This window comes from Hydrogenophaga sp., assembly GCF_048549895.1.
Taxonomy (GTDB): domain Bacteria; phylum Pseudomonadota; class Gammaproteobacteria; order Burkholderiales; family Burkholderiaceae_C; genus Hydrogenophaga.
In genome coordinates this window covers 1-14,965 of record NZ_JBLYYB010000121.1, presented here as the reverse complement: position 1 = coordinate 14,965, position 14,965 = coordinate 1, and the positions used below count along the sequence as shown (strand labels likewise).

Annotated in this window: 15 protein-coding genes; 12 read left to right on the top strand and 3 right to left on the bottom strand. The window is 61.5% G+C overall.

Annotated elements, in window-relative coordinates:
* Positions 1 to 24: 24 nt before the first annotated feature.
* Positions 25 to 948, bottom strand: coding sequence for an alpha/beta fold hydrolase (locus tag ACN4F8_RS12680; protein WP_238323272.1), 924 nt, complete (start codon positions 946 to 948; stop codon positions 25 to 27).
* Between ACN4F8_RS12680 and ACN4F8_RS12675 the strand changes: the two genes are divergently transcribed.
* From ACN4F8_RS12675 to cysS, 3 genes are all read left to right on the top strand, one after another.
* Positions 856 to 1,227, top strand: a complete 372-nt coding sequence (locus ACN4F8_RS12675) for a hypothetical protein (RefSeq protein WP_238323273.1) — start codon at positions 856 to 858, stop codon at positions 1,225 to 1,227. The genes ACN4F8_RS12680 and ACN4F8_RS12675 overlap by 93 nt on opposite strands.
* Before the next feature lie 38 nt (positions 1,228 to 1,265).
* Positions 1,266 to 3,071 carry a glutamine--tRNA ligase gene (gene glnS / locus ACN4F8_RS12670; RefSeq protein ID WP_251711341.1) on the top strand — a complete coding sequence of 602 codons (1,806 nt, stop codon included), beginning with the start codon at positions 1,266 to 1,268 and terminating at the stop codon, positions 3,069 to 3,071.
* 166 nt (positions 3,072 to 3,237) lie between these two features.
* Positions 3,238 to 4,626, top strand: a complete 1,389-nt coding sequence (cysS, locus tag ACN4F8_RS12665; protein ID WP_026437596.1) for a cysteine--tRNA ligase — start codon at positions 3,238 to 3,240, stop codon at positions 4,624 to 4,626.
* A 437-nt stretch (positions 4,627 to 5,063) separates the two neighbouring features.
* On the opposite strand, the gene ACN4F8_RS12660 is transcribed toward cysS, so the two are convergent.
* Together ACN4F8_RS12660 and ACN4F8_RS12655 are read right to left on the bottom strand one after the other, a co-directional pair.
* Positions 5,064 to 5,852, bottom strand: coding sequence for an FAD-binding oxidoreductase (locus tag ACN4F8_RS12660; protein WP_419473918.1), 789 nt, complete (start codon positions 5,850 to 5,852; stop codon positions 5,064 to 5,066).
* Positions 5,852 to 6,460: a sulfite oxidase-like oxidoreductase gene (locus tag ACN4F8_RS12655; RefSeq protein ID WP_026437594.1), complete on the bottom strand. Its 609-nt coding sequence runs from the start codon at positions 6,458 to 6,460 to the stop codon at positions 5,852 to 5,854. The genes ACN4F8_RS12660 and ACN4F8_RS12655 overlap by 1 nt, the downstream gene beginning before the upstream one ends.
* A gap of 745 nt (positions 6,461 to 7,205) precedes the next feature.
* On the opposite strand from ACN4F8_RS12655, the gene ACN4F8_RS12650 reads away from it, so the two are divergent.
* The 9 genes from ACN4F8_RS12650 to ACN4F8_RS12610 all read left to right on the top strand — a co-directional run bounded on the left by ACN4F8_RS12650 (position 7,206) and on the right by ACN4F8_RS12610 (position 14,905).
* A complete protein-coding gene (locus ACN4F8_RS12650) occupies positions 7,206 to 7,514 on the top strand; it encodes a hypothetical protein (protein WP_419473917.1) in 309 nt (102 codons plus the stop codon).
* A 58-nt stretch (positions 7,515 to 7,572) separates the two neighbouring features.
* On the top strand, positions 7,573 to 8,064 hold the full coding sequence (locus ACN4F8_RS12645) for a hypothetical protein (RefSeq protein ID WP_026437593.1): 492 nt from the start codon (positions 7,573 to 7,575) through the stop codon (positions 8,062 to 8,064).
* 37 nt (positions 8,065 to 8,101) lie between these two features.
* Positions 8,102 to 9,634 carry a protein adenylyltransferase SelO gene (locus ACN4F8_RS12640; RefSeq protein ID WP_238323269.1) on the top strand — a complete coding sequence of 511 codons (1,533 nt, stop codon included), beginning with the start codon at positions 8,102 to 8,104 and terminating at the stop codon, positions 9,632 to 9,634.
* 601 nt (positions 9,635 to 10,235) lie between these two features.
* Complete coding sequence (gene msrB, locus ACN4F8_RS12635) at positions 10,236 to 10,655, top strand: peptide-methionine (R)-S-oxide reductase MsrB (RefSeq protein ID WP_238323271.1); 420 nt, start codon at positions 10,236 to 10,238, stop codon at positions 10,653 to 10,655.
* On the top strand, positions 10,652 to 12,049 hold the full coding sequence (locus ACN4F8_RS12630) for a mercuric reductase (RefSeq protein ID WP_026437590.1): 1,398 nt from the start codon (positions 10,652 to 10,654) through the stop codon (positions 12,047 to 12,049). Before msrB ends, ACN4F8_RS12630 begins: the two co-directional genes overlap by 4 nt.
* 15 nt (positions 12,050 to 12,064) lie before the next feature.
* The gene (locus ACN4F8_RS12625) at positions 12,065 to 12,673 is read left to right on the top strand and encodes a sulfite oxidase-like oxidoreductase (RefSeq protein ID WP_026437589.1); all 609 of its coding nucleotides are present in this window, start codon (positions 12,065 to 12,067) and stop codon (positions 12,671 to 12,673) included.
* 247 nt (positions 12,674 to 12,920) lie between these two features.
* Entirely contained in the window at positions 12,921 to 13,193 is a 273-nt protein-coding gene (gene grxC / locus ACN4F8_RS12620) for a glutaredoxin 3 (RefSeq protein ID WP_026437588.1), read from the top strand.
* A gap of 271 nt (positions 13,194 to 13,464) precedes the next feature.
* Complete coding sequence (locus ACN4F8_RS12615; protein WP_026437587.1) at positions 13,465 to 13,704, top strand: hypothetical protein; 240 nt, start codon at positions 13,465 to 13,467, stop codon at positions 13,702 to 13,704.
* Positions 13,705 to 14,047: 343 nt separating this feature from the next.
* Positions 14,048 to 14,905 (top strand): hypothetical protein, encoded by an 858-nt coding sequence (locus ACN4F8_RS12610; protein WP_051249054.1) that lies wholly within the window; start codon positions 14,048 to 14,050, stop codon positions 14,903 to 14,905.
* The last annotated feature ends 60 nt before the right edge of the window (positions 14,906 to 14,965 follow it).

The following is a 14,965-nucleotide window of genomic DNA, read 5'->3' as shown; positions in this document are numbered from 1 at the left end:
AGCTACCCGGAACCCGAATACCCTCTAAACCCGCGTCAGATATGGGTTTGCGTCCGTCCGATGCAAATCGAAAGTCCTTGACAGCGGACATTTTTTATGGCGAGCATAAAGACGCAACGTCATCGCCGTGCAAGCTCCTAGCCCACCAAGCAGAAGGTCGTATGGCCCCATGCCTAGGTCGTCACCGCCCACCTCCACTGGTTCGTCACTCACCAACGTGTGGCGCCCTGCTTCAACATTGACGGCAAAGTTGCCAGGCAGGTCACTGATTCGTACAGCGCCAGCGGGTAGCGGCCCCGCTGCGGGTGTTGACGCCACTGGGGGAGGGGCGGGAGCCGGCAAATACCGCTTCGCCCAGGCAGCGATGAGCCCGGCGGCGTATGTGGCATCGCTCTGACTATTGAGCAGATGGTCGGCATCGTCGAGCGAAACGAAGGACTTTGGGTGCAGCGCCTGTTCGAAGATTCGGCGTGCGTTGTCTACGCCTACTATCGTGTCGCCAGGCGCGTGCAGCACAAGCAGCGGCCGACGCAAAGCGTGGATTCGCTCGGCCTGCGGCTGGGAGGCGACGTCATCAAGAAATTCGCGCCGCAATGTGAACTCGCGGCCCGCAAGCATGACACGGGCCTCGCCGTTGGACTCGATGAGAGCCAGCCCCTCCCCAAATTGACGCTTAACTTGTGCCGGATCGAATGGTGCGCCCAGCGTCACCACCGCACGCGCATCGGCGATGCGGTGTGCAGCGGCCAGAACGGCGGCGCCACCAAGCGAATGTCCGATGAGCAACGCTGGCGCGCCATGTTCACTTCTCAGCCAGTCTGCCGCCGAAACTAGATCGCCGACGTTTGAGCTGAAATGAGTGTTTTCGAAGTCACCTCCGCTACCACCCAAGCCGGTGAAATCGAAGCGAAGCACGCCGAAACCGGCTTCGACCAACGCACGCGCAATGTAGGCAGCCGCTTTCGAGTCTTTGGAACACGTAAAGCAGTGGGCGAAGACCGCCCACGCTCTTGGCAAAGTGTTTGGTTTATCTACCCGCGCGGCCAGCAGATGGCCGAGGCTCCCAGGGAATTCAACTTTATGGCTGATCATGCTTCACTGAAGTTAAGACGCACGTTTAACCGCTATCAGGCTGGCCGCGACTTCAAGATTCCAACACGAAATCTATCCACGCGCCAGTCTTCACAATCCTGGAAATTGGGCAACAAGTCCGCTTCACAAAACTGAAACGGGCCACACATCGTGGACGTTACTAGAATGAACAGATGACTTCTCACGTTGAAAAAGATTTCACCAAGCCAAGCAATTTTCTACGCCACGTCATCGAAAACGACCTTAAGCATGGGGTCTATGCAGCACGCAAATGGGGAGGCAGCCCCGGCGACTCGCTACACCATGCGCAAGGCATGCAAGACCCCGCCAAGGTTCGCACGCGCTTCCCTCCCGAACCCAACGGCTACCTGCACATTGGCCATGCCAAAAGCATCTGGCTCAATTTCGAGCTCGCCAAAGAATACGGCGGCGTGTGTCACTTGCGCTTCGATGACACCAACCCCGAGAAGGAAGAACAGGAATACGTAGATAGCATCCGCGACGCGGTGAAGTGGCTAGGTTATGAGACCTACTTGGCCGATCGCCCCGAAGCGCCCGGCACCACGCAGCCGCATGAATACTTCGCCAGCGACTACTTTGACTTCATGTACCGCGCGGCCGAGTACCTGATCAGCGCCGGGCTCGCCTACGTGGACGAGCAGACGCCTGACCAGATGCGCGCCACGCGCGGCGACTTCAACACGCCCGGCATTGACAGCCCGTTCCGTGCACGTAGCCCCGCCGAGAATCTAGCGTACTTTCGGCAGATGCGCGATGGCGAGCTCGAAGACGGCGCCGCTACGCTGCGCGCGAAGATCGACATGGCCAACTCCAACATCAACATGCGCGACCCGGCGCTTTATCGCATCCGCCGGGCTACGCACCACAACACCGGCGATAAGTGGTGCATCTATCCCATGTACACCTATGCACATCCAATCGAGGACGCGTTGGAGCAGATCACCCATTCGATTGCCACGTTGGAGTTCGAAGACCAGAGACCGTTCTACGACTGGCTACTCTACCGCTTGGCAGAAGGGGGCTTGATCGCCAGCCCGCATCCGCGTCAATATGAATTCGCGCGGCTCAATGTGACGCATGTGATTACCAGCAAGCGCAAGCTGCGCCAACTGGTCGAAGATGGGCACGTCGATGGCTGGGACGACCCGCGAATGCCCACCCTAGCGGGCCTCCGCCGTCGCGGCTACACACCCGAAGCGCTCAAGCTGTTCTGTGAACGCAGCGGCGTGACCAAGACCGGTGGCTGGATAGACTACGCGAGCCTCGAAGCGGCGCTCCGCGAAACGCTCGACCCCATCGCCACGCGAGCGATGGCCGTGCTCGACCCGGTGAAGCTCGTCATCACCAACTGGGCCGAGTTGATGGGCAGCGACGCCCTGCTCGACGACTGCACCGCTCCTGTGAACCCGCGCGACCCCGAAGGCGGCTTACGACGCTTCAAGATCGGCCGCGAAGTGTGGATCGAACGTACCGACTACGAGGACGTGCAACCCAAGGGCTTCTTCCGCTTGTTCCCAGGCAACAAGGTTCGCCTGAAATACGGCCACACCATCGTATGCACGGGTGCCACGCGCGACGCCGGCGGCAAGCTGGTCGAAGTGCTGGCCACGCTGGTGCCCGATACCAAGAGCGGCACGCCCGGCGCGGATGCGGTGAAGGTGAAGGGCAACATCACCTGGGTCGCGGTTGCCGATGCAGTGCCTGTCGAGGTGCGTCTGTATGAACGGCTGTTTGCCACACCACAGCCTGGCAGCGGGGAATTGCTGGACGAGCTAAACAAAGAGAGCCTGGTGACATGCGCGGCCTTCGCTGAGCCGTCAATGGCCGTAGCGAAGTTTGGCGGTGCTGCGTTCCAATTCGAGCGGCACGGGTACTTCGTAGTGGATGCAAAAGCGGCCAACGATGGCACGCTTGTGTTCAATCGGGCTGCGGGGATGCGAGACAGCCGGGAAAGATAGACGCTGAGCAGATATTGTTTCGCGCAAAACATGGGCGGGGCCAGTGAAACGTTGATTGAAGGCTCGAAGCTGAACAAGGGGTGGAACGACGGGCTGGATATACTGACGGACAGTAACTGAGGGGATCCGGCTCCCATGGCCGCGCCAGCACATTCGCCGCCCTTCCATGCCACTGAAAATCTACAACACGCTGACGCGACGTCTGGAAGCGTTCCAGCCCATCGAGCCCGGTCATGTGCGCATGTACGTCTGCGGCATGACGGTGTACGACCTGTGCCATCTCGGTCATGCGCGCTCCATGCTGGCATTCGATGTCGTGCAGCGCTGGCTCAAGGCCACAGGCTACCGCGTGACCTATGTCAGAAACATCACCGACATCGACGACAAGATCATTGCCCGCGCCATCCTAAATAACGAGACCATTTCCGCGTTGACCGATCGCTTGGTGGATGCCCTGCACCAGGACGCCGATGCGCTGGGCATCGAGCGACCCACCCACGAGCCGCGCGCGACGCAGTACGTGCCACAGATGCTGGCGCTGATCGGCCGTCTCGAGGAAAAAGGTCTGGCTTACCGCACCGAAAGCGGCGACGTAAACTATGCCGTGCGCCGCTTCGAAGGCTACGGCAAGCTCTCGGGCAAATCGCTTGACGATCTGCGTGCGGGTGAGCGTGTGGCGGTGGATGCAGACAAAAACGACCCGCTCGATTTCGTGCTCTGGAAATCGACCAAGCCCGACGAGCCGGCCGAGGCCCAGTGGCAAAGCAACTACGGTGCGGGTCGCCCTGGCTGGCACATCGAGTGCTCGGCCATGAGCTGCGCCACGCTGGGTGAAACCTTCGACATCCACGGCGGCGGTGCCGACCTGCAGTTTCCCCACCACGAAAACGAGATCGCCCAAAGCGAGGGTGCCACGGGCCAGCCCCTGGCGCGCCTCTGGATGCACAACGGTTTGGTGCGTGTGGACAACGAAAAGATGTCCAAGAGCCTCGGCAACTTCTTCACCATCCGCGAGGTGCTGACCAAGTACGACCCGGAAACGGTGCGTTTCTTCATCCTGCGCGCGCACTACCGCAGCGCGCTGAACTACAGCGACGTGCACCTGGACGACGCGCGTGGCGCGCTCAAACGCCTGTACACCGCGTTGTCGCTGGCGCCGGCCGCGCCAGTGGCCCAGATCGACTGGAATCAGCCACACGCACAGCGTTTTCGCGTGGCGATGGACGAGGACTTCGGCACCCCAGAAGCGGTGGCGGTGCTGTTTGAGCTGGCCGGTGAGGTCAACCGCAGCAAAGACCCTGCGGTCGCGGGTCTGCTCAAGGCGCTGGGTGCGACACTCGGTCTGCTGCAGACCGATCCCGCGACCTACTTGCAAAGCAGGGCAGGCGCGTCGGGTGGGCTGAACGAGACGACCATCCTGGAGCACATCGCCGCGCGGGCTGCGGCCAAGCAGTTCAAGGATTTTGTGGAAGCCGACCGTATCCGGGCGGACCTGCTCGAACAGGGCGTCGTGGTCAAGGACAGCCCCGCCGGCACCACTTGGGAACGCACCTGATGGCCACCTCTGAACTGCCCGATCTCGTGCCTGAGCCGCACTGTCGAAGAGAATGACGTCGGTGCGCAAGAGCATCGGCGAGCTCAACGTTCGCATTGAATGCGCTCGCCTCTGCCGAAGCTTTACATCCAGACGTAGGACGGCAGCGCGCTGCTGAAGCCGATCGGTCTTCGCACCCTAGAGCACCAGGACGCCAGGACGCCAGGACAGGACGCCAAGCTTGTAGTGGCCAACGAAGGTGAATATCGGCACTGACCTGCCGAACTCCGCCACGAAAAGGCTGAGCTGGCTTCGACCACCACAGCTCGTGGTTCTTGAGTTGCTCGAATTCCCCGCAGTACCGTGGGCAGACGATCACGAGATCCGGTCGCCGCCAATGAAAGTGCCGAATAGCCCCGTGGGATGATTGAGATGCGCCGCCAAGAGAAGCCCGAAGTTTATGCGCCGCCGTACCGCTCAGTTTTTATGCGGGCCGCAGGTATGCCGGCATCGACCAGTCCGTTGGCAACGGCTTCGACGAACCGATTGGCGCCGCATACGTAGACATGGCGAGGTGTGTGGTCCCAGCGGCCGAGCACGTTGGCGATGGCAGCAGCATCGAGCCGTCGGCCCAGGTCGGTCGGCCGCGGTGGTGGCTCGCGCGTAGTCACGGCGATGAAGGTGAAGTCGGACCGAGCTGCTTCGAGTGCGAGCAACTCGGCACGGAAAGGTAGGTCAGCCGGGGTGCGTGCGGAGCAGACCAACAGCACGGGCATCGGCACCTGCGGCACTTCGACCGTGGCGACCGTCTGCGCCACTACCGCTGTGAGGTCTGCGGCCCACGCGCGCACCATCGCCATCAACGGCGCGATGCCGGAACCGCCCGCGATCAACAACAGCGGCCCGCCATCGGCCGGCCCCCAGACGAAGTGCCCACCGAGCGGCCCACGTACTTCGATACTTTCGCCCGCCTCAGCGATGTCATGGAAAAAAGGTGACACCTCACCATCGTCGAGCTTCTCGATGAGGAGCTCGACGGTATCTGCGCCTGGCACCGATGCAAGGGAATAGCTGCGTTGCGCGGCATAACCATCGGGAGCGGTCAGCCGTACATTGACGTGCTGACCCGCGCGGTGCGAAGTCAGTGCTGGTAGTTCGAGAAAGACGCTCTTGATGCGTGGCGTGAGTTGCTCAATGCGCTCGATTTTGACGTCACGCCACGGGTCGTTTTGCTCACCGGTCGTCATCAGCGATCGCTCGAATAACGTTGCTCTCGCCAGGGATCGCCGTACATGTGATATCCACGTAGCTCCCAGAAACCGGCTTCGTCTCGCGCGGTGAATTTGAGCCCTTTGATCCACTTTGCGCTCTTCCAAAAGTACAGGTGCGGTACCAGCAAGCGCGCCGGACCGCCGTGTTCAGGCGCCAAAGGCTCGCCGTCAAAATGCGTCGCGACCATGGCTCGGCCACCGAGCAAATCGGCAACAGGCACGTTGGTGTCGTAGTCGTCTAGCGATAGCGCCAGCAGCCAGGGTGTGGGAGCCGCTAGGCCGGCATCAGCGAGCAGGTCGTCGATGGTCACACCTTCCCAGCGTGTGTCGAACTTGGACCACGTCGTGACGCAGTGGATGTCGCCCTCCCACACGGTTCGCGGCAGCGTCATGAACTCGTCCCAGCTCCAGCTTTTCACGGGCCGAGGACCGTTGCTCAGAGTGAACTGCCAAGCGGCCATGTCGATGCGAGGCGTAGTTCCTTTCGAGAGCACAGGAAAACCATCTGTCTTGAACTGCCCTGGCGGCAAGCGGTCAGCAGTGGCTGCAGTGGGCCGTCGCCCGATGAATTTGCGTGTGACCATGTTGAAGACTCCTGCATCGTGTTGTTTAGGGACAAGGCAATCGCTCTTTGCTCAATATTACGCGGCGAATTGGTCCGTTGTGCCACTATGGAGCCCGCGTCTTGCCCGCCGCGCTGGATACCGCCTAGTTTGGCAGCGCGGTAGGTAGCGCGGGACATGGTGAGCCCAGACCGCGCAGACTCACGAGCCTGCGAAGCCGGCATTTACTCGATCGTCGTGGGTTCATCCACGATGGCATGCGACGAATGCCAACTGTAGGGGCGCTGGCGCTCAGGATAGTCCGACTTTTGGCGCCCAACGTCCAGACCTTTTGAGCGCCCCTCCTCGTCCCCATTAGAGTTGGCGACCGAGACGAGCTATCGCGGCGCACCCCCGTCCACCCTTGTCATCCAGTGCCACCGGAACGGTACCCAGTGCCGTGCTGTGCACGCGGAAAGGTCTAACTGACGGTCAGGCCAGCTGGTTAACCGACGGACGTGTGCAACCTGCATCGCCATCGCTGCCCGTCCTGCAACTCGTCGAATCCGGCTGAGCATCTGCCCATACCGTTCGTGGCGCAGGGGCAGGCCCAGCTTCAGCTCGGCCACGAAGGCAGAATCGGACGCACGGAGTATTTATCAAGACGCGCCGGCGTCTTGTCGTGCCGGCCTTCGGTTCAAATGAGAAAAGAATCAAAGGATGCAGCCTGTGGGCGACGCCATCTCGTCGCCTGCAGTAGCACGGGTTCGATCAACCGCAACCCGGCTTGCGAATTCGATTGCATGGTCCGGGCCGCAAGGAGTCGCAACATGAGTTCGAAAGAAATTGCCGTCCTCGCTGGAGGTTGTTTCCGGGGCATGCAGGGCTTGGTGCGCAAGCTTCCGGGCCTAGCAGCACATGCGTCGGCTACAGCGGTGACGTTTCCAATGCCACCAACCGTAGTAGCGGCACGCTCGCCGAGGCATTCGAAGCAGAGTTCGCTCCGGTCCATGCCAGTTTTCGCGCGCTGCTGGAATTCTTCGTTCAGATCCACGATCCCCACAGGCTTGCCAAGCGCGTGACCACCGTCGCATGAGCGCTTGCCCCGGTCAACCAGCGAACGGTCCGGGTCCGTACTCTCATTCAAGGATTCCATGACGAGCGACCACTTCCACCTCAACGCCCCTAAGTTGCGAGTTCCGCAGTGGATCGACGCGCACGGGAACCCGAGCCAGCCACTCGAGTTGGCCGATCTCGGAGACGGGTTCAAGGTGATCTTTTGCTTCCAGCACGGGTGTCCGGGTTCTCACAGCCACGGATTTCCGACACTCAAGACGCTAGTGGAAGCACTGTCCGGTCAAGGCTTCGGGTTCGCGGCCGTGCAAACAGTGTTTACGGCCGCCGAGACAAACACATTCGATCGATTAAGCGAGACGCAGCAGCGCTACGGATTGGCTATCCCGTTCGGCCACGACCCGGCCGTGGACCGCTATCCGAGCCTGATGGCGGATTTCGAGACGCGCGGCACACCGTGGTTCATCGTTTTCGACCCGCTGGGGGAGGTCCTTCACAGCGACTTCTACCTCGATGATGAGCTCCTGTTGCGGGACTTCGGCCGCGCCGACGAAGTGTCTCAGGCGGAGTGACGCCGACTGCCAACGACCCCCGAACTTGGAGACTGAATTGCAAACCACCGTGACCGGCCCGAACGATCAGCCCGGCGACCCGGCATCGCCAACAGCGCTGCACATGCCATTCGACAACAGCTACGCGCGCGATCTTGAGGGCCTGTATGCGAGATCAAACCCAGCAGGCTCGCCAGCGCCTCGGCTGCTGCGGCTGAACCGCGACTTGGCTGACGAGCTCGGCCTGGACGCCGACGAAATGTCCTCAGCCGGCGGCCTCGCCGTGCTCGCCGGCAATGCCGTGCCGGCCCAGGCGCAGCCGCTGGCGCAGGCCTATGCCGGGCACCAGTTCGGCGGCTTCTCGCCGCAGCTCGGCGATGGCCGCGCCCTGCTGCTGGGCGAACTCATCGACCGCCACGGCCGGCGCCGTGACATCGCCCTGAAGGGATCGGGCCGAACCCCGTTCTCGCGTCGTGGTGACGGCAGGGCCGCACTTGGACCCGTGCTGCGGGAGTACCTGATGGGCGAGGCCATGCATGCCCTAGGCATCCCCACCACGCGCGCGCTGGCCGCGGTGGCCACCGGCGCGACCGTACAGCGCGCACAGATCTTGCCTGGCGCCATCCTGACGCGGGTGGCAGCCAGCCACTTGCGTGTAGGCACCTTCGAGTACATCGCCGCCCGAGGCGACGAGGTCCTGCTGCGCCGGCTGGCCGACTACGCCATCACGCGTCACGATGCAGCACTGGCCGGCACCCCCGACACCTACTTGGGTCTGCTGCAGGCGGTGGTCGAGCGTCAGGCTTCGTTGGTCGCCCGCTGGATGGGCGTGGGCTTCATCCACGGCGTCATGAACACTGACAACATGACGATCTCCGGCGAAACGATCGACTACGGCCCTTGCGCTTTCATGGAGCACTTCGACCCCAATGCCGTATTCAGCTCAATCGACACCTCAGGCCGCTATGCCTATGGCAATCAGCCGGCGATTGCGCAGTGGAACTTGGCACGCTTGGCCGACGCTTTGCTGCCCCTGATCGACGCCGATGCCGAGTCTGCGGCCCAACGCGCCGGCGCGGCTGTAGAGGCATTTGCCGAACGCTTCGACTTTCATTGGACGTCCGTCCTGCGGCTCAAGCTGGGCTTGGACGGCAGCGGTGGGGACGACCGCGCGCTGGCCGACGACTACCTGACGCTGCTGAGCCAGTACCGCATCGATTTCACGCTCGCGTTTGCCCGCCTGGCCGACGCGGCCCAAGGCAACGACACGCCGCTTCGCGCGCTGTTCGGAGGGGCGGACGCAGCGCTGGAACTTTGGCTGAAGCGCTGGCGCGAGCGCACCCACGCGGTAGGCACAGACCTGGACGAACTCGCGGCGGCCCTGCGGAGCGCCAATCCGATCTACATCCCGCGTAACCATCACGTCGAAGCGGCGCTAGCGGCGGCCGTGGAGCGCGATGACTTGGCACCTTTCGAGCGCCTGCTGCGGGTGCTGGAACACCCTTTCGACGAGCATCCGGCGGACAGCTCGTTAGCCGAGCCCGCACCGGCAGAGCAGACGGAGAACTACCGTACCTTCTGCGGCACCTGAACGGCGGATTCCCGAGCGCAACTACTCAACCGCACCTGGAGGAACAACCATGCAAGAAGACAGCGTACAAGCAGGCATCACGGGGGAACCCGCGCCCGAACTGGGCGTGACGCAATGGATCGACGCAGCCGGCCAACCCCTGGCCGACTATGGTCTGGACAAGATGCGCGGGGCATTCAAGCTGATCTTCTGTTTCCAGGACGCCTGCCCAGGCTGCCACGTGACCGGCTTTCCCTCGCTGGTCCGTGTGGTCGAGGCGTTTCGCGGTTCGCCCTTCGTCAGCTTTGTGGCGGTGCAAACGGTTTTCGAGGACTTTGAATCCAACACCGTAGATCGGGTGGCAGCGAACCAACGCAAATACGCACTGCCAATACCGTTCGGCCACGACGCCGGCGCCGGCCGCGTGGGCGCCAGTTCGGTGCTGATGCAGCGCTACCGCAACGGCGGCACACCCTGGTTCATCCTTGTCGATCCCAGTGGCGCGGTGGTTTACAACTACTTCCGCATCGACGTCGAAAAACTCATTGCCGAGCTCAAACGCGCCGAGTCGGCGCCACCTGTGCCCACGCCAGATGCAGGAACCATCACCTGGCGAGAGGTCATCCAGCACGCGCAAGGCAACAATCCACCGCCGCCACGGCGGCTCGAGCTCGACGACGAGCAGTGGCGTCAACGCCTGACGCCCGAGCAGTACCGCGTCACGCGACAGAGGGGAACCGAACCTGCGCACAGCTCGGCCATGTGTACCTTGTTCGAACCCGGTGTTTATGGATGCGTGTGCTGCGGTACCGAACTGTTCGACGCTTCTAGCAAGTTCCGAAGCAAGAGTGGTTGGCCCAGCTTCAGGCAGGCGCTGGCGCCCGGGCTGATCGCGCACCACTACGATTCGAGCCATGGTATGACGCGCATCGAGACCACCTGCAATGTGTGCGACGCGCACCTGGGCCATGTTTTCCCCGATGGGCCCGAACCCAGCGGCCTGCGCTACTGCATGAACGCTGCGGCGTTGGTCAAGTCATGATGAACTTCGACACTATCGTTATCGGTGCTGGGCAGGCAGGGCCGTTTCTGGCGGCCAAGCTCGTGGATCGCGGCCGCAATGTCGCGCTGGTGGAAGCCCGCGACCTTGGCGGCACCTGCGTCAACCGAGGCTGCACACCCACCAAGACTTTGCGCAAATCGGCGCGAGTGGCCTACCTGGCCCGTCGCGCTGCCGAGTTCGGAGTGAATGTGGGCACGGTGAACGTCGACTTCGCCGTCGCCATGCAACGCATGCAAGATAGGGTCGACCAGGCGCGATCCGGACTCGAGAGCTGGCTCGGCGGGTTGCAGGGCCTGCGCATCATTAAGGCCCACGGCCGGCTGACGGGTCGCGATGGTGGCGAGTTCCTGGTGCGGGCGGGCGAACACATTTTGCGCGCGCCTCAAATCATCCTGAACACGGGTACGCGCCCCTCCGTGCCGCCAATTCCGGGTCTGGCAGAAAACCCGTACCTTGATAGCGAGGGACTGTTGGCGTTGCGCGAGCTGCCCCGCAAGTTGGTGATCATCGGAGGCGGGTACATAAGCCTTGAGATGGCGCAGATCTTTCGCCGCCTCGGCAGCAAGGTCGCCATCATCGAGACGGGGCCGCGCTTGACGGGACGGGAAGACGTCGACGTGTCCGCTGCAGTCACCGAGATGCTGCAGGCCGAGGACATCGACGTTTACATCGGCGTGTCTATTGCGGCAGTCAAACCGGGGGAAACCGAGGGCGGCACCTGTGTTCAACTGGCCGACGGCCGCATCATTGGCGGCAGCCACCTGCTGGTGGCTACCGGCCGCGCGCCCAACACCGACGATCTGGGGCTGGATAGTGTGGGGTTGAGGGCCAACATGCGTGGCTACATCGCCACCAACGATCGGCTCGAGACCGACGTACCAGGCATCTGGGCGCTGGGAGACATCAACCAGCGCGGGGCCTTCACCCACACCAGCTACCACGATCAGGAGGTTCTGGCCGAGAACCTCGCGGGCGGGCAGCGTAGCGCCGACGCGCGCAACAGCATCTATGCCATGTTCACCGATCCACCACTGGCACACGTGGGGTTGTACGAAGCCGAGGCCAAGCGCCTAGTGGAAAAAGAGGGTCGACGTATTTCGCAGGCCGTGCACGCGATGAAGGACGTGAGCCGGGCGAAGGAAGAGAGTGAAACCGTGGGCGTGATCAAGCTGCTGATCGATGAAGACAGCGGCCTGTTCCTGGGTGCCACGATGCTGGGCATACAGGCCGACGAGATCATTCAATCCATTGGCCTGGTGATGGCCAGCCAGGGCACCTGGCGCACGGTGCGTGAGGCACTGCCAGTGCACCCCACCGTCACGGAATTCCTGCCCACCATCATCGACCGCCGCAAGCTCTTGGTGGTGAACTAAATAGAGGGAGCGAAGATGCCGATCAATCGATCTTTTCTTGGCCGAAACCGCGGCGTCGACAACCACGGGGGTCGTTTGCCGCCGGGACAGTCTCTGACTGAAGGTTTCCCAGTCCTGACCCATGGGCCTTCACCGCGCCCGCGCAGCGATGACGAATGGGTGCTGACCATGAAAGTCGGCCCGCGACTGGTGGCCCAATGGACTCTGGCCGAATTCAAGGCTCTGCCGCAGAGCGAGCAGGTGGTCGACATTCACTGCGTGACCACCTGGTCCAAGTTCGACACGCGATGGCGTGGCGTCACAGTGGACGACCTTCTCGCCGCAGCCGGCGTGCAAGCACCCACCCCCTGGGTGCTTGCACATTCGCAGGACGGCTACAGCACCAACCTGCCGCTGGCGGACTTGACGCAAGGGCGCGCCATGGTCGCCACCCACTTCGACGACAAACCCCTGACGCACGAGCACGGCGGACCTGCACGCCTGTTGGTGCCGCACTTGTATTTCTGGAAATCAGCCAAGTGGCTGAGTAGCCTTGAGTTCACGACTGAGGAAGAAGCGGGGTTCTGGGAGCTGCACGGCTACCACATGCGCGGTGACCCGTTCAGGGAAGAGCGTTATGGCTGAGCTTGCCAGTGGCGCAAGCGGGCGGTTGGATCTGGTAGGACGCGCAATTGACCTTCGCTACGCCGCGCAACGTTTGGAACACCCCTTTTGTGCGCCGATGGCATCCATCTACAGACCGTGCTTTCCACATTCAGCTCGCACGCGGGTATGAGAGTGATGAATTCGATACCACCGCGAAGGCGTTCACCTTCTCCTTAGGCTGAGATGCCAAGGCTTATTCTTAAACATTGATTATCGGAGATGCAATATGAAACCTGATGTACTGCTCTACACGACGGGTTGGTGCCCGTACTGCCGACGGGCCAGGACGCTCCTAAAGGAAAAAGGAGTGCAATGGAAGGAACTTGACATTGATGCTAACCCAGCTCACCGACAGGCCATGACCGAAGCGTCGGGCCGAGACACCGTGCCGCAGATATTCATCAATGGTACGCATGTCGGTGGCTCCGACGACCTTGCTGACCTCGAAGCCAATGGAGAGCTTGACCAACTTCTCGCGACCAATCCGCCTTCGAGTTGAGCGGTTATTGCTCGGACACGTCGGCCCGAGCACCAAGTGTTCGTTGATTGGACGCCTTGGATCCGGCTATTTCGAAGCACCGCTTCCTCCCCAGGCAGGCCGCTCTCACAGAGAGCGAGCACTCCCCGCTCTCAAACGGGATCGCTCCGGCTAAGGGTAAGTTCGCGACAGACCCGCTATGACGGCCCCCTGCTCATTCATTGGTGGGACCCTTCCACCTCGTTGCGAGTAGCATGCTGCCAAAAGTGCAACGCTTTGAGGAGACTCGGCCATGAGCGACTACAAACCTATCAGTTGCGAGTTCCACGATGTGCTGGAATCTCTAGCGACTAGGCATACGAATGCCGAGGTGGAATACCTCAATACCGAAGGCGAATCACGCAGGATCAACGCAGAAATTCGGGACGTGTACGCGCGCGGCGGCGTTGAGTTTCTGGCCTTGAGTTCGGGTGATACGCTGCGGCTGGACCAGCTTGTATCGGTGAATGGAGTCAGACTCTCGGACTTTTAGCCAACCAGCCACTCGCAACACCAATTTGGTTGTTCAAGCGTCGGGGCAAGCCCTTCACCTGACTCAATCTCGGACGGAGCGCAAGCGTTTTGCGTTTCTTCAGGCCGGCGCTCTGATGGCTTAGCGTGAGCATGTCAGGAGCCCGACGCGTCCGCTACCAAGCGAAAGTTCCTATGGACAAGCCATCGCGAACTCACAAGAATGAGTTGCCCGCTGGCCTTGGCTTCCTTATTTGTAGCGTGGCACCACCATCCGCCAGCGCTATCGTCAAAACTGACGGCCATGGCGATTCGAGACAGGCCGGGTGCACGGCCCTCCTGGAACTCCGGCATCCCATCTTCCTATGAACCAAGCCGTCAGGTACCTCACTAAGTCCCGCTTCAAGCTGGCCGCCGAATGTCCAAGAAAGCTCTACTACACGGGCAAGAAGGACTACCTCGACCGATCGCTTGATGACAGTTTTCTGGCCGCCTTGGCCGAGGGTGGCTACCAGGTTGGTGAATTGGCCTGCCTAATTCATCCCGGTGGCGTCCGTGTAGACGAACTCGACCACCAGGTCGCACTCGCCAAGACTGCTGAACTCCTGCAGCAGGATGAAGTCACTATCTTTGAAGCTGCGATTGCTGTCGACACTCTGTTCGTGCGCGTCGACATCTTGCGCAAGAGCGGAACGCGTATCGAAATTATTGAAGTCAAAGCGAAGTCCTACAGCGCGAAGAAGGATGGTGATTTCAAAGGAACCAAGGGCCAGTTGAAGTCAGACTTCCTGCCATACCTGCAGGACGTGGCTTTTCAGCGCTACGTGTCAGAGGCGGCTTTCCCTGGTCACCAGGTTCGCGCATTCCTGATGCTTGTCGACAAAGAGCAATTCGCGACAGTCGATGGACTCAATCAGCGCTTCAAGGTGGTCGTGGAAGGAAGACGCCTGAGGGTCCAAGTTACGCCGGGCACGACGCCGGAATCCCTTGGCCAGTACCTGCTGGTCAAGGTGCCGGTGGACGGACAGGTCGACATGATTCTGTCAAGCACTCTGGCAGTCGGGCCGGCGGATCTGCGTCCCTTCCCTGACGCTGTGGGTGCGTTCGCTTTTGCCTACTCTCAGGACAAGCCGCTCCTTCCCGTTCCGTCATCGGTTTGTGGTGGCTGCCAGTTCAAAGCGCCTAGGGAAGGTCTGCATAACCCCCGCCGCAGCGTGAGCTGAGTCGTCGATTTTCAGATGACGACATGGAAGGCGGATACCGATGGTTTTTGAAGGCGGATT